The sequence below is a fragment of the Rossellomorea vietnamensis genome, from assembly GCF_008180615.1.
Taxonomy (GTDB): domain Bacteria; phylum Bacillota; class Bacilli; order Bacillales; family Bacillaceae_B; genus Rossellomorea; species Rossellomorea vietnamensis_D.
This window is the reverse complement of record NZ_VTEH01000001.1, coordinates 644,528-660,541: the sequence shown is the minus strand read 5'-3', so window position 1 is coordinate 660,541 and position 16,014 is coordinate 644,528. Positions and strand designations below refer to the sequence as shown.

Sequence of the window (16,014 nt, the reverse complement as noted above, 5' to 3'; positions counted from 1 at the left end):
TCGAGGGCTGTCTGTTATTATTATGGTCAGCCATTTACAATCTTTCCGCCGTTGACATGCATGACTTGGCCGGTTGTGTACTGTGAATCATCACTTGCCAAATAGACATAGGCCGGTGCTAGTTCGAATGGCTGTCCAGCTCTGCCAAGGGGTGTATCAGCCCCGAATTTGGCCACCTTATCCTCAGGGAAGGTAGACGGGATTAAAGGAGTCCAGATAGGGCCGGGTGCCACTCCGTTCACTCTGATGTTATCAGATGCGAGTGACTGTGATAGAGAGCGTGTGAAGGCAACAATCGCTCCTTTGGTTGATGAATAATCAAGCAGCTGCTCATTCCCGGCGTAAGCAGTTACTGAGGTGGTGTTTATGATAGAGCTTCCGCTTTTAAGATGAGGCAGCGCTGCTTTTGTTAAATAAAAGAAGGAAAATACGTTTGTTCGGAATGTCTTTTCCAGTTGTTCATCTGATATGTCCAGCAAACTCTTTTGAGGATGCTGTTCCGCGGCATTGTTGACAAGGATGTCAAGCTGTCCAAAATGATCAACCGTTTTTTGGACTACTTCCGCACTGTAGGAGGAACTTCCAAGGTCACCAGAGAACAGCAGACAGGTTCTGCCCTCTTTTTCAACAAGGTTCTTGGTGTCCTGCGCATCCTGGTCTTCTTCCAGGTAAGCAATTGCGACATCTGCTCCTTCTTTCGCAAAGTATAGGGCGACCGCTTTGCCAATTCCGCTGTCTCCTCCAGTAATAAGGGCGACCTTGCCTTTCAGTTTGCCGCTTCCTTTATAATTGTCATCCATATACTTTGGCTGTGGATGCATCTCCTTTTCGGTACCCGGCTGATGATCCTGATGCTGTGGTGGAAAATTATTTTCTTGAGACATCAATCACTTCACTCCTTCATGAATTTGAGATTTGTATGAACGGTTCTTAACGAGGATGATTGTAGTGCTCTATTTTCAAATTATCTTTACCCGATTGATTGAAAATTTAATCACGACTCTTATTTTTAATCATACTTTCAGCTTTATACCCTATGATGTTGATAAGGTCCTTGGGTGATGAATAGGGAGGTGAATACGCTGTTTCAATTTCCTGCAAACGATCGGCTGTTATATTTCCATTGATAGAGGCTGCAATAATATCGATTCTTTTATCGACCCCTTCACCCCCTATAATTTGGGCTCCAAGTATCCTGCCTGAATCCTTGCAGAAATGCATCCTGATACTGACTCTTTCAGCACCAGGGTAATAACCTGCGTGGGATTTTCCTGTATGTGTGACAGTGTGAAAGGAGATATTTTCGTCTAAGAGCTGTTTTTCGTTTAAGCCAGTAGAAGCTGCGGTCAAGCTGAATATTTTAACAACCGATGTCCCAAGAAGGCCCTTGAAACGGACCGGGTCGCCGGACAGGTGCTTTGCCGCAATGTAAGATTGCCGATGCGCAGGCCACGCAAGCGGTATTCTAACAGGTTTTCCTGTAATTGCGCTCTTGCTCTCAACAGCATCACCTACTGCATAGATGGATGTATCACTGGTCTGCATATATTCATTCACCACAATGCCCCCGGTTTTGCCGATTGAGAGTCCGGCATCCTCAGCAAGCTTTGTCTGCGGTCTGACACCGGCAGCCACGATGAAGAAATCTGAATGGATTTCCTTCCCTCTCTGAGTAACAATGACTCCCTTTTCGTCCACTTCCTGCACGCCATCATTAAGGAGTACATGTACTCCTTGTGCTCTCACTTCTTCTTCAATAATTTCACTCATTTCATCATCCAATACACCCATCAGATGGGAAGAAGCTTCTATAAGGTTGACATCCAATCCCCGGGCAGACAGGTTTTCCGCCATTTCGATGCCGATAAAACCGCCGCCTATAATTGAACAGGAGGATGGCTGCTTTGTCTCTATAAACTGTTTGATTGTGTCCATGTCTTCAATATTCCTCAGAACAAAATGGCGGCTCTCCTTCAGGCCGTCAATCGGAGGCAGGAAGGGGGCAGCCCCGGGTGCCAGTACAAGGTAGTCGTAGTTTTCCAGATACTCCTCTTTTGAACGAAGATCTTTCACCTTGATACTCTTTTCATTTCGATCGATTGATAAGACTTCATTGAAGACGCGGACATCAATATTGAGTTTCTCTTTCATGGATTCGGGATCCGCCGCAAACAGATGATCTCTTTCTTTAATGATGTCTCCTATAAAATAAGGCATCCCGCAGTTTCCGAACGAAATATGCTCATCTTTTTCGAACATCACGATTTCACATTCTTCATCCAATCTTCTGAGCTGTGCTGCTGTAGTTGCGCCTCCTGCAACACCGCCGACGACCAATATTCGTCTTGTCATGGATATTCCTCCTTAGGGTTCTATATTAGATAAAAACTGAAAAGGGTGATTATCAAGAGCTCATGTTGTTAAGCAGTTATGCTTTCTTAACCGTTCACAGGTTGTAGAAGATAAGCATTCCTTATTAAAAGCTTCTTCTCTTATGCTTGAGGATTTTCGAGAGTACCGTCAAAATTCATTAAAATATCAAGAAAAGCAAAAGACAAGAACTGCTCTTCCTGTTGAGAGAGAAAACCCCGGTACCGAGGCGGGATATAAAAGCAGCAATTGATACTGAAACAGTTTCAAAAATGGTATATAAAAAGCCGGTTGGATATATTTTACCCAGCCGGCTCTATTAAAAACGAAGCGCCATCAGCGGAAATTCATAAATTGGACGTCTACAGACAAATCAGCCTCTCTAATGGCTGCCATGATTTGCTGCAGATCATCTCTGCTTTTTCCGGTTACGCGTATTTGATCATCTTGAATTTGGCTTTTTACCTTAACACCAGAATTTTTGATGAGCGTATTTATTTTTTTTGCATCTTCTTTCCCGATTCCTTGAATTAATTTCGCTCTTTGGCGGACGGTCCCTCCGGATGCGCCTTCCATTTTTCCGTAGTCAAGATTCTTGACTGGAACGCCTCTTTTGATGAGTTTGCCTATCAGAACATCTTTTAGCTGTTCCATCTTATATTCGTCGTCAGAAACCAGTACGATTTCTTCTTTGTCCAGAGAAATATCACTTTTGCTTCCTTTAAAATCATAGCGTGTCTTGATTTCTTTAAGTGCTGAACTAATGGCGTTTTTGACTTCAGGGAAATCAACTTGAGAAACTACGTCGAATGAATTTTCTTTTGCCATGGAAATGACCTCCTTATGTATCACTCTCTAAGCCATACTATCCTTATGTTAGGCCTGTTAGTTACATTATAGACAACGAAATAATAGCATACAACTTTTAGCCTTTTAGAAGGCTCTTTCCATAATCTTAGTGGTTATTTGATACAAATTTTAAATATATAGTAATAATTAAAAGGAAAGAGCTGCTCTCCCTAGTGTCTGGGAAAAAATTAGGCTCTTTGATTTTTCCGAAAGCAACAATATATGCGAAGACAGCCATTAGAAAAGAATGGGACGGCTCTGGAATAAGTCCGGAGCCGTCCATCTTATCGAATACAGTCACAGCTTACAAGTGGTCTGTCTTCTTGGAGTATTGGTGTTTACCCGCTTTGCGGTTTTTTTCTTTCATCATATTCTTCTCATGATGAAGAGCGTTATTGTCTTTAGCTTTCTTATCGTTATCAGAAGTATGCGGCAAGATAGGATTCTCCCTTCTAAATCTAAGTTCAGATTTAGTTTTTCCTGAAAGGGGAAGGGTTATTACTCGGAATCAGGTGATTGGCTGGAAAAGAATATGGCCAGTGTACCCGGTCCTGCATGGGAACCTACTGCAGCTCCAATGATATTGATGTAAACCTCTTTAGGCTGAAATCTTTCCTGTATCAGGTTTTTCATATCATGGGCGAGTTCCTCATCATCACCATGGCTGATGGCTATAACTTGCTTCTCCAAATTTTCGCCCCGCTCTTCCATGAGATCAAGAATTCGCTTTAAGACTTTTTTACGGCCGCGGATTTTTTCAATTGGTACAAGCTTACCGTCTTCCACGTGAAGCAGCGGTTTGACATTGAGGAGGCCGCCCAGGAAAGCAGAAGCTTTTGATACTCTGCCTCCTTTAGCCAAGTAATCAAGATCTTCTACAGTGAAGAGATGTTCCATATATTCGCATTTATTCTTGGCAGCAGCTATAATTTTCTCAGCTGAAGCTCCGGTTTTTAATAATTCTGCCGTTTCTCTAACTGCGAGTCCATACCCAAGGGAAGCGCACTTACTGTCAATAATCGTCAAGTCAAGCTGAGGGTACTCATCTTTTATCTGATCCCTGATCATGACGGCTGTCTGATAGGTTCCGGATAATTCAGATGAGAAAGTGACATAAATGCCTTTATCACCGCTTTCAGCCAGGTCTGTGAAAATCTTTTGAAATAACGAAGGGGAAGCTTGAGAAGTCTTTGGCATTTTTCCTTCCCTGATTTTTTGAAATACTTCCTCAGGCTGGATAGTGACCATATCCTCATATTCGTTATCATCAATTAAAACGCGCAGAGGGATAAGCGTTACATTGTATTCATCGTAAAAAGCTTTTGGAAGATCGGATGCACTATCAGCAAATAAACGGATACTCATTGGACCATTCACCCTTTAATATGTTTTTATAAGACTGTACCGGCAGATTTATGATGAGTTAAAATTTATGTAGATGGAAAGCATCAGTCTGCGGCGGCATACAGCCCTTAATTCTTTTTGCCGGTTGTTCTCAGGAGACTGCATTAAGAGATATCAGTAATATGCATGAAAACAACACTTAGGTTTAAAAAAGATAAGCTATATACACTAAGTCTAGCCATTTATAGAAAAAATGACAATCATTTGTTGTTTTTTTCATTTTTGGGATAAATAAAGAAAAGACATATTTTTAAAAAGGAGGGAATGCAATGTCTCGTGACTTTGTAGTATTAGAAACAAAAAAACTAATTATCGTGTTATTTGGTGCCCTATTAAATGCACTTGCGCTGAATTTGTTCTTGATCCCAGCTAACGTTTATGCCAGCGGGTTCACCGGAATCGCACAGCTTCTTTCCAGCGTATTATCAGATTACACACCAATCACTGTATCGACAGGTATTCTGCTGTTGCTGCTGAATATCCCTGTGACGATCCTGGGCTGGTTGAAGGTCGGGAAATCTTTCACCTTTTACAGTTTCGTCTCAGTCCTTTCCACTACCGTATTTCTGGGCTTCATCCCTGTGATACATCTGTCTCCTGATATTTTGCTGAATGCCGTTTTTGGGGGTGTCATTGCAGCTGTCGGAGTAGGTATGACGTTGAAGTGGGGGGCATCAACAGGAGGCATGGATATTATCGCCATGATTCTATCCAGACTGAAAGATAAGCCTGTCGGTACATACTTCTTCTTAATGAATTCCGTCATCATTATTACTGCCGGTCAGCTTTATGGATGGGAAAAGGCATTATATACATTAGTCACACTGTATGTTTCCACCCGTGTGATTGACGCCATCCATACAAGACATGAAAAACTGACGGCCATGATTATCACCAAGAATTCGACCGAGTTAAAAGAAGCCATCCACTCTAAATTGGTAAGAGGAATCACAACCCTGCCTGCAAGAGGCGGCTTTACAAATGAGGATAAAGAAATGCTGTTTATTGTTATTACCCGTTATGAGTTATACGATCTCGAACATATTATCAAGGAAGTCGATCCGACTGCCTTCACAAACATAGTAGAGACTGCCGGCATCTTCGGTTTCTTCCGACGGGATTAATACTGCGATAGTTGAGGATAATAAAGGGTGCATCCTTAAAGAAAGGGGTCCATCTCTTTGAAAAAAGCAATCGTGATATTACTTTTTATAGTCTCGACAGCCTATTATCCGACCGGAACCATCCAGGCGGGAAATCAACAGCCGGAATGGGCAGTGAAGGCAGAAGAAGGGGACGGGGGTGTTGAGATAGAATTGACCGTCTCCAATAATACTTCAGAAAAGATGATCTTGGAATTTCCCTCCAGCCAATTTTTTGATTATATAGTAAAGGACCATTCCGGAAAAGAAGTCTACCGGTACAGCGATAATAAAGCTTTCCTGCAGGCAATCCAGCGCATCACTTTAACGAGCGGCGAGCAAAAAGTCTGGCAGAGCAAATGGAACCATACATCCTCAGGTGGACAAAAAATTCCTCCTGGAGAATATATGGTAGAAGCTTTCCTGCAGGTTAAGCAAGTTAATGGAAAACCAGTGGGAGAGCGAATTGTCGAGACGGTGAAACTAACAATCGAGGAACAGAATCCCTCCTTTAAAAACGTTAAAATGGTTTCTTCCGGGAACAGCTATTGTGTCAGGGGGCAAGCCAAAGTAGCAGCAGGCAGCTTTTATTACACAGTGGAGGATGGCCATAACATCCTTATAGAAGAAACCCTTGTGAAAGTGAACAAGGAATCTCCGAACTGGAGTGACTTTGAATTTAGCTTCGAGCTGGGAAGAGATAAAATTGCCAAAAACCGGCCAGTGATTTTGAATTTATATGAAAGAAACCTTGAAGACGGTACGGTTCACCATAATTATACAGTTGAAGTTAATTGAAGTTAGCGGCATCTAGTATAGGTCTCTAGGGGTTTTCCGGAGACCGGAAGACATTGGAAATTTTAGCGAAGTAGTGTCTAGGAAGCTTTTTGATAGGGTCAAACCCATTTGAGAAGGAACTGTACAAACTTGTGCAGTTCCTTTTGGTTTTGATGAGGTTACCCTTTCAAAGCAAGTGAGATGGTTTGCCGTGAAGGTGGGGACATGGGTTAGTCTATGTGGAGAGAGATATGTACCAACTTCGGTCATATGGACTCATGAGCCGAGCAATTAGGCTGGAGATATGTATCCAAGTCGGCCGAGTGAATACATGAGCAGTGCATTTAGGCTTGAGATATGTATGCAAGCGTGCCGAGTGGGTACATGAGTAGAGCATTTTGACCAAAGACATGTATCCAAGTGTGTCAGGTGGGTACACGAGCCGAGCATTCAGGCTGAAGATATGTACCCAAGTGTGTCAGGTGGGTACATGAGCCGAGCATTCAGGCTGAAGATATGTATCCAAGTGAGTCAGGTRGGTACACGAGCTGAGCGTTCAGGCTGAAGATATGTATCCAAGTGTGTCAGGTGGGTACACGAGCTGAGCGTTTAGGCTGAAGAAATGTATTCAAGTGTGTCAGGTGGGTACACGAGCTGAGCGTTTAGGCTGAAGATGTGTACCCAAGTGAGTCAGGTGGATACACGAGCTGAGCGTTTAGGCTGGAGATATGTACCCAAGTCGGCCGAGTGGATACATGAGCCGAGCGTTCAGTCCCAAGATATGTATCCACATTTGTCATCAGAAATCATCATAGGAGAATTATTCAGTGCCTCTGCTATTTTAAGCTAGGGTTCTAGAGGAGGTATGAACCTCTTTTAAACAGTATAGAAAAAAAGCATCCGGAAAAAACCCCCGGATGCTTCTGTACTTAATGTAATTGGTTCAATTCGCTCTGTAATTCCCGAAGCTGCTCTTGTTCGGCTCTGGTTGTGTTGGCATAAGCAGAGGAAAGAGCGTTCTTAGCGCGCGCAATGGTTTGCTGGGTGTCTTCACTGCCTGTGGTTGAAGCCTCTTTAGCTAATTGGACATACTGGCGGGCTTCCTGGAATAATCGGTTTCCCATTTTTTATATGCCTCCAAGCGAAGAGTTTTCAACGTTTTCTAATTTTTTGGCTTCAGCCTCAGCCAGTGTGGAGTGGTAAGGAATGCGGTCATCATGTTTGGAAACCGCGTCTTTTCCCTGTTGAACAAATCTTTTGGATTTATTGCCTTTGCCCATCTTCAGCACCCCTTTTTCTTTTTAAGCACAGCACTGAACCTGTGTGCTCATAGATAGTATGAACGGAACCGGGGAAGATTAGTGTAAAAAATTATTGCCAGCATTGTTAATGTCTGTTTGTATTTGGCTCTTTTCGTAAACTTTGTTGCTATTTCAGACTAATTCCGAAAAAATAACATAAATCACCGGAATAACCTCGTAACCAGGAAAGAAAAGAGCTGCTTTCGCAGATTTGAGAGAAAATTCTTAGTATACGGGGAAAAATCCGGATTTTGGGATTTTTCCAAAAGCAACAATGTATGAGAATACAGCCTTGTATTCAGCTCAAACGGAGGTGGCTGTTTAAGAATGCTGCAATTCCATCTTCTTCGTTGCTCAATGTAATGTCATCTGCTACGCTCTTCAAAGGTTCGATTGCATTTCCCATGGCGACACCTACACCGGCATACTTAAGCATTTCAAGGTCATTATCCTCATCCCCGAATGCAATGATGCGGTTCTGCGGGATTTCCAAATGGCTTGCAACTTTTTCTATTCCGACAGCCTTGTTCAATCCGCTTTTGACTATTTCGATGACATGCCAAGGGGCTGCCCAGCGGCGGTGGTCGATGACTTCAGCATGAACACTGCTCAAATGCTTCCTGATTTCGGTTACATGCTCCTCATCCGCATGAATCAGCATGGAAGTGGGGGATTGGGTTAAATAGTTGCGTAAATCCCCCGTAGTGACATTCGGCTCTCCAAAATTGAAAACATCAATCAGGCGTTCGTCATGATAGTGGAAATAGACATCATCCATTACTTCTGCAATGATGTTTCTGAAATTAAAATCAAAGTCATGACAAGCCTGGACAATCTCCCTTGCTACTCCGACTTCCATTGGCTGGTGGAAGGTTTCCCAGTTGTGGTCGAGAGGATGATGGACAAAGGCACCGTTGAAATTGACAATCGGTGTATTTAAGACTAATTCTTTGTAATACATCTCACTTGCTCTATAAGGCCTTCCTGTTGCTATCATGATTTCATGGCCTTGCTCTTTGGCTTTATGTAAGGTTTGCTTGGTTTTCTGTGAAATCTTCTTTTCATCCGTCAGTAATGTACCATCGAGATCCAAAACGATTAAATGCTTATCCATACTCATTAAATCAATCTCCATTCTATTTTTATATACAAGTATAGTGTATATGTTTCGTAAAACAGAAGTCCACCATGGTAAACTGATTTATACAAACTTTTACAGTAGGTTAACCCTAATGTATTTGGTAAAGGAGTAATGCACATGATTACAATAAAAAAAGATAGAATTGAAAATATACCAGTACTGAATCTCAGCTTGCAGGAACGGTCTGATGAGAAGCTTCCTGCGGTATTCTTTATGCACGGTTTTACAAGTGCAAAAGAACATAATCTGCATTATGCTTATTACTTGGCGGAAAAGGGATATAGAGTGTTAATGCCGGACTCACTGCTCCATGGAGAGAGAGGGGAAGGATTAAACGAAAGCCGATTGAGTGTGCGTTTTTGGGAAGTTGTCGTCACGACTATTGAGGAATTGGGCAAGTTGAAAGATTATTATACACAGAACGGTCTCATTGATGAGGAACGAATCGGTGCCGCAGGAACCTCGATGGGCGGAATTGTTACATTGGGGGCACTGACAAAGTATACTTGGATCCAGTCCGCAGTAAGCTTGATGGGATGTCCTTCCTATACAGATCTGGCAAATGCCCAGATCGGCTCTTTGAAAAGAAAAGGATACCAATTGCCTTATTCAGATGAACAACTCAATTCGCTCCTGGATATGCTTAAAGGATATGATTTAACTTTACAGCCTGAAGTACTCCAGGGGAAATCGCTCTTTTTCTGGCATGGAAAGCAGGATACTGTTGTTCCATATCAGCCTGCTTATGATTTTTACAGCAGACTTTCTGAAAGCAGCAAACCGCAAATGAAAGATTTACAATTTATTACCGACGAAACAGCAGGACACAAAGTATCGCGGGAAGCTGTATTGAAAAGTGCAGCTTGGTTTGCAGAGAACCTCTGATCCCACTTTTCCGGGAAGCAAAGGTGAAGAGCCGTATCACTTTCTATACATAACATTCTTTGTTAAGATAAAAATAGAAAAAGGTGCAGATAAGGAGTGAAATTAGATGGATCAAGATATGAAAGATAGTATGATGGGGACACTTGAACAAGTTGTCGATCCGGAATTGGGAATAGATATCGTCAATCTCGGCTTAGTATATGACGTCGACTTGGATGAAGAAGGCAAAGCGACGGTGACTATGACATTGACATCGATGGGCTGCCCGCTGGCGGGAACAATAGTGGATCAGGTGAAAGCAGCTCTTTCTGATCTTCCTGAGGTAAAAGAAACAGAAGTGGATATCGTTTGGAATCCACCTTGGAGTAAAGACAAAATGTCCAGATATGCGAAAATCGCACTGGGTATTCGATAAAAACATAAAAAAGCAGTGCAAATTCATCTGAATGTTGCACTGCTTTTTTATGTTTTTACTCCATGGAATAGCAGCTGGATGATCTTCGACAAAAAGGGAAACCGTCCAATCCTTAATGCAGTTTCCTTCATTATCATCTCTATTTTATCGTGCAGACATTAATTGGACAGTTCTCACAATCAATCTCTTTCTTCAGATAATCCAAGTCATGCACAATGATTTTGTTTTTGTCGACTATTACAATTTTTTCTTTTCTCAACTCACTCAGCATCCGGTTGACTACTTCCCTTGATGTGCCGCAGAAGTTGGCAAGCTCCTGGTTGGTCATCGGATAATCAATTAAAATACCTTCATCAACCGACTTTCCGTAGCTGTTTGTCAGTCTGATCAGAGTGGAGTATAGAGCTCCTTTTTTCCCGTGTAAAATAAGATCGCGGAATTTCGTTTGATTTTTCCTGCTTTGAAGCTGGACCCATTTCAGCCATTCAACAGTCAGCTGCGGCTTATTCGAGAGATTTTCTTCAAAAATCTGTTTTGAAAGGATATAGACTTCAGAATCCTCCATAACTTTGGCATTAAGCATGTAAGTGGATTCATCGCAAAATAATGTTAATTCTCCAATCACATCACCATTGGAACAAATCCTCATGCTAAGCTCCCTGCCGTCGGGAATCACTTTTCCGATCTGTACCTTCCCGCTCTTAACAAGAAATAATTCCTTGGCTGTCTCACCTTCCTGAAACAAATAACGGCCTTTTTCAACTTTCTTTAAACTTGCCTGGCTTGTAAACAGATTTTCAATCTCAGTAAAAGGATTATTGGGTTCGCTCATCTCATCACCCCGCCACAATATAAGTAACGCCATTATAACATATGGCTGTTAGCGTGTTGCTCATCTGTATAGAAAAGATCCAGTATGCAATCTTTGAATTTTCCATCATTCTCAAACGGGATTCTTAGTTTAAAAAAGGTGCCCTCCAATTAACGGGTTCTGTTTTCGAGTGCAAAATTAACAATTACACATCAAAAGGAGTGTCAAATCGCATTGATTTTGACGCTCCTTTTTGGTTGGTTTAGCGGTATTCTTACTGGTAAATCTGTTCAATTGGTTATGCAAAATGCATGCTAAATAGTAAATGACAGAACTTTTTGTTTTTCAAAATTTGTGACACAATTTCCTATACACGTTCAATCCTAATATTAGTATGAAGGAGAGTTGTAAATTATAGTTAATTATAGAGATTCTAGCGATTGGAACGGAAGGTGCGTGACCTCCTGCGGGACTAGCGTGACAGGTGAGACCCCACAGGCGAAGCCGAGGAGGCTCACCGCACGCCCCGCGGAGTCACGCATCTGGAGTGGAAATCACTCAACCATTTCTTTGGCTAATTAGAAGTTTGTACTTCAAAAAAGAACCCGTTCCCTCCAATCCACTTTTTAAAAAGGAGGTTAACCACCAGCCTTTTGGGAAATTAATTGGTGCACTCTTTCCTTTTGGATAGGTGTATTCGGTAAAATTTAAGAGGCAGGATTTTTTCATCCTGAACAGGTGAGCAGCTCTCGTCTTCCCTGGATTACGAGGTTAAATATAGCCGTCTTATTAAGAAAACAGCCATCTGAAAAGAGCATAAAAAAAGAACGGAAAAAATCCGTTCTCTTAGAAGATCAGTACAGCTGCACCGACAATTACGCAATAAATGGCGAAAATTTTCAAATTACCTTTGGCCATGATATTCATGAACCATTTAAGCGAGAAGTAGGAAGCAACCAGAGAACCAAGGAACGCGACAGCATATGGTATGGCTCTCTCTGTTAAGTTTTCATCAGCTAGCAGGTCAGATAAACCAAGAAGCATACCTCCAAAGCTCACCGGAATAAACAGAAGGAAAGAATACCGCAGTGCTGTTTCCTGGTTCATCCCTCTAGCCATTGCTGCGACAATTGTTGCCCCGGAACGGCTTATTCCTGGAATCAAGGCAACCGCCTGTGCCAATCCTACAATGATGGCATCCTTGAAGGTAAGGTCGCCATCGTGTTTGCGTCCCCGAAGGTTTCGGATCAGCCATAAGGCGAAACCAGTTATGATCAGCGTAATGGCAACTGTTTTGATTCCGGAAAGTTCTTCAGAAATAAAGTCACCGAATAATACACCAATCACTCCCGCCGGAATAGTTCCGATGATCAGGTAAATAATAAAGTGAAAGTCACGTTTATTTTCAGGTGTTTTTTCTTTGAAGTAACCCAGCCCATTGACTATAAGACGCAGGATATCTCCCCGGTAGATAATTAGTACGGCGAATAATGAGGCTGTGTTGACAAGCAGTTCAAATGTTAATCCGGGAAGGTCTATGCCCAGGTAATGCTGCGCGAGTTGTAAATGTCCGCTTGAAGAGATTGGAATCGGTTCTGTAAACCCTTGAAATAATCCAAGAAACAGGTACTTCAGGAGCTCATATGCAGTTTCAGTCATTTAGTTTCCTCCATTGAAAAATTTCTTCACATCTCTCTATTTAACAACAAAGAACTGATACCTGCAAGACATAACTGAACAGTTTTCAGAGAAGCCCGATGCAGAGTCGTCTTGCAGAGTATAAAAGATAGTAAGTACTGACAGGTTCTGTCGCCCGGCAACAGTCACCTTCAGAAACCAACCATCTTGAATGGCAATAAAAGCCGTGAATCTTTTTGTTCAATGAAAGTCATAGTAAAGGTAAGCGATTCGTCCAATCGCCTTTCGTTTGTGTCAGATTTACAAAGAAAATTGCAATAAGGGAGGGACTGCCATGGGCCAGTCAAGACAATTTCGCTCTGGACAGAAAGCACCGAATAACGGTATCTATCTCGAGATAGGTGAGACCGGGAGCGGTGTCATGAACCCGAAGAAAGTCAAACTGAAAGCTGGTGACCGTTTTCCGGAAACCTCTAATGACAAACGTTATTGGACATATATGCCAAAAACTCAATAGTGAAGCAGTAAAGCCATCCTAAAGCGGATGGCTTTACTTTTTTTCGGTAATAATTATAATGAAAGTAAAGGTCAATAATGGTCAAAACGGAGGTGTGCAATGAATATTGAAGGTTTCACATACAAGGTACAGGACGCAATTGTTTCCGCCGGAGAAATCGCAAAAGAATTGCAACATACTGATATTATGGTTCTGCATTTATGGAAAGCGCTGCTCTCCCAAGAAGACGGACTGCTTCGTTCAATTTACAGCAGGGCCGGTATAGATACCGATGAATTTATCTACCATATAAATAAACTGCTTTCTGAAAAACCTGCTGTGTCAGGGGAGGGAGTGAGTTATGGCCAGTATGCCTCCCAGGATTTTAACCGGCTTTTCCAAGATGGCGACAGGATAAAAACCAAGATGGGGGATGAGTACCTGTCTGTAGAACATCTTGCGCTGGCGCTTCACAGGCAAAAGCAGCATCCTGCCGCTGTTTATGTTGAAAAATTCTTATCAGAAGATCAGATATCTACTATCATTGAGGAAATCAGAGGAGGAGAGAACGTGAACACGCAGAATCCGGAGGCAAAGTATGAAGCACTAAAAAAATATGGAAGAGACTTAATACAAGAAGTGAAAACAGGGAAGATGGATCCGGTTATCGGGAGGGACGGCGAAATCCGCCATGTCATCAGAATTCTTTCCAGAAAAACAAAAAACAATCCGGTGCTTATTGGAGAACCGGGGGTAGGGAAGACCGCAATCATTGAAGGGCTTGCTCAACGGATCGTCAGAAAGGATGTTCCAGAAGGCCTCAAAGATAAGCAGATTTTTGAACTGGACATGGGTGCTCTTGTGGCAGGGGCAAAGTTCCGGGGTGAATTTGAAGAAAGATTGAAGGCTGTATTAAATGAAGTAAAGCGCAGCAATGGAAATATCCTTCTGTTCATTGACGAGCTTCACACAATCGTTGGAGCCGGAAAAACAGAAGGTGCCATGGATGCAGGCAATCTATTGAAGCCAATGCTTGCAAGGGGAGAACTCCATTGTATTGGAGCAACCACCTTGAATGAATATCGAAAGTACATTGAAAAAGATCCGGCTTTGGAGCGGAGATTTCAACAAGTTATGGTCAAAGAGCCGGATGTAGAAGATACGATCTCCATACTCAGAGGATTAAAGGAGAGGTTTGAAATCCACCATGGAGTCAATATCCATGACAAAGCAATAGTAGCCGCCGCTTCTCTTTCCAACCGCTATATTACTGACCGGTTCCTTCCAGATAAAGCGATAGACTTGGTCGATGAAGCATGTGCTCTTATCAGGACAGAAATTGATTCCATGCCATCTGAACTGGATGAGGTGACCCGGAAAATCATGCAGCTCGAGATTGAGGAAGCGGCTCTCTCAAAAGAAAAGGATGAAACAAGCAGGAACCGTTTACTGCAGCTGCAAGAAGAGCTTTCCAATTTGAAAGAAGAAGGCAATGCAATGAAGGCAAAATGGCAGATGGAAAAAGAAAAAATCAATTCACTTCAAGGAAAAAGGGAAGAATTGGAGCAGCTTCGCCGGCAGCTTGAGGAAGCGGAAGGAAATTACGATTTGAACAAAGCAGCTGAGCTTCGTCACGGTAAAATTCCTGAGGCTGAACGGGAACTGCAAGAGCTTGAAAAAGAAATGGCGAATGAACAGGAAAACCGCTTGCTCCGTGAAGAGGTCACAGAAGAAGAAATTGCCGGCATTGTGGCTAGATGGACAGGGATTCCCGTCAGCAAGCTTGTGGAAGGCGAGCGGGAAAAGCTGCTAAAGCTTGAGAGTATCTTGCATGAGCGTGTAATAGGCCAGGAAGATGCCGTCCAGCTCGTCAGCGATGCAATCCTGAGAGCGAGAGCAGGAATCAAAGACCCTGGAAGGCCTATTGGTTCCTTTATATTCCTTGGCCCGACAGGCGTTGGAAAAACCGAACTGGCCAAGACCCTTGCCCATACCTTATTCGACAGCGAAGAGCAGATGATACGGGTTGATATGTCAGAGTATATGGAAAAACATGCGGTATCCAGACTGATTGGAGCACCGCCGGGGTATGTCGGCTATGAAGAAGGCGGACAGCTTACAGAGGCAGTCAGAAGAAAGCCGTATTCTGTCATACTACTTGATGAAATAGAAAAAGCTCATACCGAAGTTTTCAATATACTGCTGCAGGTGCTGGATGATGGCAGAATTACGGACTCGCAAGGAAGAACCGTTGATTTTAAAAATACAGTCATTATTATGACGTCAAATATCGGCTCACAATTTCTGCTGGAGAGAGAAGAAGGTTCAGAAGAAATTGATGAAAGTACGAAAGAAAATGTTATGGGTCAATTGAGGGCATCCTTCAGGCCGGAATTCCTTAACCGCGTGGACGATATCGTTCTATTCAAGCCTCTGAGTATCTCAAACATTAAAGGTATCGTAGAAAAAGCCATTAAGGACCTGCAAAAACGGCTTCAGGAACAGAATATCACCATGGAGATCACTGACCCTGCGAAGGAGTTCATTGCAAAAGGAGCATATGATCCAGTTTATGGGGCACGCCCGTTAAAAAGGTACATTCAAAAAAATATTGAAACGAAATTGGCGAGGGAAATTATTGCAGGTCATTTTAAAGCAGAGGATACAGTCAAGATAGATATCCTTGAGGATAAGATTGTTTTTGATAAATAAAAGCTCTTTTCGTAAAATTTGCTGCTATTTGTTAATTCCTAAACATTCACCGGTATAAGCTAGTTAGCATTAA

The 16,014-nt window shown here is 42.5% G+C and carries 16 protein-coding genes; 6 read left to right on the top strand and 10 right to left on the bottom strand.

Features of this window, described 5'->3' with window-relative positions; genetic code table 11:
• Positions 1-26 precede the first annotated feature (26 nt).
• From FZC79_RS03180 to FZC79_RS03160, 5 genes are all read right to left on the bottom strand, one after another.
• Positions 27-884: an SDR family oxidoreductase gene (locus FZC79_RS03180; RefSeq protein ID WP_148945406.1), complete on the bottom strand. Its 858-nt coding sequence runs from the start codon at positions 882-884 to the stop codon at positions 27-29.
• A gap of 106 nt (positions 885-990) precedes the next feature.
• Positions 991-2,352, bottom strand: a complete 1,362-nt coding sequence (locus tag FZC79_RS03175; protein WP_148945405.1) for a CoA-disulfide reductase — start codon at positions 2,350-2,352, stop codon at positions 991-993.
• 354 nt (positions 2,353-2,706) lie between these two features.
• Positions 2,707-3,198 (bottom strand): YajQ family cyclic di-GMP-binding protein, encoded by a 492-nt coding sequence (locus FZC79_RS03170; RefSeq protein WP_148945404.1) that lies wholly within the window; start codon positions 3,196-3,198, stop codon positions 2,707-2,709.
• A 325-nt stretch (positions 3,199-3,523) separates the two neighbouring features.
• Positions 3,524-3,655 carry a DUF3941 domain-containing protein gene (locus FZC79_RS03165; protein WP_148945403.1) on the bottom strand — a complete coding sequence of 44 codons (132 nt, stop codon included), beginning with the start codon at positions 3,653-3,655 and terminating at the stop codon, positions 3,524-3,526.
• Between the two features lie 62 nt (positions 3,656-3,717).
• Entirely contained in the window at positions 3,718-4,584 is an 867-nt protein-coding gene (locus FZC79_RS03160; protein WP_148945402.1) for a DegV family protein, read from the bottom strand.
• Between the two features lie 308 nt (positions 4,585-4,892).
• Here FZC79_RS03160 and FZC79_RS03155 point away from each other — a divergent pair, with 308 nt between their 5' ends.
• Together FZC79_RS03155 and FZC79_RS03150 are read left to right on the top strand one after the other, a co-directional pair.
• Positions 4,893-5,747, top strand: a complete 855-nt coding sequence (locus FZC79_RS03155; RefSeq protein ID WP_148945401.1) for a YitT family protein — start codon at positions 4,893-4,895, stop codon at positions 5,745-5,747.
• A 57-nt stretch (positions 5,748-5,804) separates the two neighbouring features.
• The gene (locus FZC79_RS03150) at positions 5,805-6,563 is read left to right on the top strand and encodes a BsuPI-related putative proteinase inhibitor (RefSeq protein WP_148945400.1); all 759 of its coding nucleotides are present in this window, start codon (positions 5,805-5,807) and stop codon (positions 6,561-6,563) included.
• A gap of 908 nt (positions 6,564-7,471) precedes the next feature.
• On the opposite strand, the gene FZC79_RS03145 is transcribed toward FZC79_RS03150, so the two are convergent.
• The 3 genes from FZC79_RS03145 to FZC79_RS03140 all read right to left on the bottom strand — a co-directional run bounded on the left by FZC79_RS03145 (position 7,472) and on the right by FZC79_RS03140 (position 8,957).
• Positions 7,472-7,666 carry a DUF3813 domain-containing protein gene (locus FZC79_RS03145; RefSeq protein WP_148945399.1) on the bottom strand — a complete coding sequence of 65 codons (195 nt, stop codon included), beginning with the start codon at positions 7,664-7,666 and terminating at the stop codon, positions 7,472-7,474.
• 3 nt (positions 7,667-7,669) lie between these two features.
• Positions 7,670-7,822, bottom strand: coding sequence for a hypothetical protein (locus FZC79_RS22940; RefSeq protein WP_187442618.1), 153 nt, complete (start codon positions 7,820-7,822; stop codon positions 7,670-7,672).
• 319 nt (positions 7,823-8,141) lie between these two features.
• Positions 8,142-8,957 (bottom strand): Cof-type HAD-IIB family hydrolase, encoded by an 816-nt coding sequence (locus FZC79_RS03140; RefSeq protein WP_148945472.1) that lies wholly within the window; start codon positions 8,955-8,957, stop codon positions 8,142-8,144.
• A gap of 144 nt (positions 8,958-9,101) precedes the next feature.
• Here FZC79_RS03140 and FZC79_RS03135 point away from each other — a divergent pair, with 144 nt between their 5' ends.
• Complete coding sequence (locus FZC79_RS03135; RefSeq protein ID WP_148945398.1) at positions 9,102-9,869, top strand: prolyl oligopeptidase family serine peptidase; 768 nt, start codon at positions 9,102-9,104, stop codon at positions 9,867-9,869.
• 106 nt (positions 9,870-9,975) lie between these two features.
• Positions 9,976-10,284: a metal-sulfur cluster assembly factor gene (locus FZC79_RS03130; RefSeq protein WP_148940689.1), complete on the top strand. Its 309-nt coding sequence runs from the start codon at positions 9,976-9,978 to the stop codon at positions 10,282-10,284.
• A gap of 139 nt (positions 10,285-10,423) precedes the next feature.
• Here the strand turns inward: FZC79_RS03130 and FZC79_RS03125 are convergent, their stop codons facing one another.
• Together FZC79_RS03125 and FZC79_RS03120 are read right to left on the bottom strand one after the other, a co-directional pair.
• Positions 10,424-11,116, bottom strand: coding sequence for a Crp/Fnr family transcriptional regulator (locus FZC79_RS03125; protein ID WP_148945397.1), 693 nt, complete (start codon positions 11,114-11,116; stop codon positions 10,424-10,426).
• 825 nt (positions 11,117-11,941) lie between these two features.
• Entirely contained in the window at positions 11,942-12,754 is an 813-nt protein-coding gene (locus tag FZC79_RS03120; protein WP_148945396.1) for an undecaprenyl-diphosphate phosphatase, read from the bottom strand.
• A 313-nt stretch (positions 12,755-13,067) separates the two neighbouring features.
• Between FZC79_RS03120 and FZC79_RS03115 the strand changes: the two genes are divergently transcribed.
• Positions 13,068-13,250, top strand: a complete 183-nt coding sequence (locus FZC79_RS03115; protein WP_113930483.1) for a YjzC family protein — start codon at positions 13,068-13,070, stop codon at positions 13,248-13,250.
• A 99-nt stretch (positions 13,251-13,349) separates the two neighbouring features.
• Entirely contained in the window at positions 13,350-15,941 is a 2,592-nt protein-coding gene (gene clpB / locus FZC79_RS03110; RefSeq protein ID WP_148945395.1) for an ATP-dependent chaperone ClpB, read from the top strand.
• The last annotated feature ends 73 nt before the right edge of the window (positions 15,942-16,014 follow it).

What these genes read in the sequence shown, in the direction of transcription:
- FZC79_RS03180 (WP_148945406.1), bottom strand. Translation starts at nt 884, where the DNA reads ATGTCTCAAGAAAATAATTTTCCACCACAGCATCAGGATCATCAGCCG.
- FZC79_RS03175 (WP_148945405.1), bottom strand. Translation starts at nt 2,352, where the DNA reads ATGACAAGACGAATATTGGTCGTCGGCGGTGTTGCAGGAGGCGCAACT.
- FZC79_RS03170 (WP_148945404.1), bottom strand. Translation starts at nt 3,198, where the DNA reads ATGGCAAAAGAAAATTCATTCGACGTAGTTTCTCAAGTTGATTTCCCT.
- FZC79_RS03160 (WP_148945402.1), bottom strand. Translation starts at nt 4,584, where the DNA reads ATGAGTATCCGTTTATTTGCTGATAGTGCATCCGATCTTCCAAAAGCT.
- FZC79_RS03155 (WP_148945401.1), top strand. Translation starts at nt 4,893, where the DNA reads ATGTCTCGTGACTTTGTAGTATTAGAAACAAAAAAACTAATTATCGTG.
- FZC79_RS03145 (WP_148945399.1), bottom strand. Translation starts at nt 7,666, where the DNA reads ATGGGAAACCGATTATTCCAGGAAGCCCGCCAGTATGTCCAATTAGCT.
- FZC79_RS22940 (WP_187442618.1), bottom strand. Translation starts at nt 7,822, where the DNA reads ATGGGCAAAGGCAATAAATCCAAAAGATTTGTTCAACAGGGAAAAGAC.
- FZC79_RS03140 (WP_148945472.1), bottom strand. Translation starts at nt 8,957, where the DNA reads ATGGATAAGCATTTAATCGTTTTGGATCTCGATGGTACATTACTGACG.
- FZC79_RS03135 (WP_148945398.1), top strand. Translation starts at nt 9,102, where the DNA reads ATGATTACAATAAAAAAAGATAGAATTGAAAATATACCAGTACTGAAT.
- FZC79_RS03130 (WP_148940689.1), top strand. Translation starts at nt 9,976, where the DNA reads ATGGATCAAGATATGAAAGATAGTATGATGGGGACACTTGAACAAGTT.
- FZC79_RS03125 (WP_148945397.1), bottom strand. Translation starts at nt 11,116, where the DNA reads ATGAGCGAACCCAATAATCCTTTTACTGAGATTGAAAATCTGTTTACA.
- FZC79_RS03120 (WP_148945396.1), bottom strand. Translation starts at nt 12,754, where the DNA reads ATGACTGAAACTGCATATGAGCTCCTGAAGTACCTGTTTCTTGGATTA.
- FZC79_RS03115 (WP_113930483.1), top strand. Translation starts at nt 13,068, where the DNA reads ATGGGCCAGTCAAGACAATTTCGCTCTGGACAGAAAGCACCGAATAAC.
- clpB (WP_148945395.1), top strand. Translation starts at nt 13,350, where the DNA reads ATGAATATTGAAGGTTTCACATACAAGGTACAGGACGCAATTGTTTCC.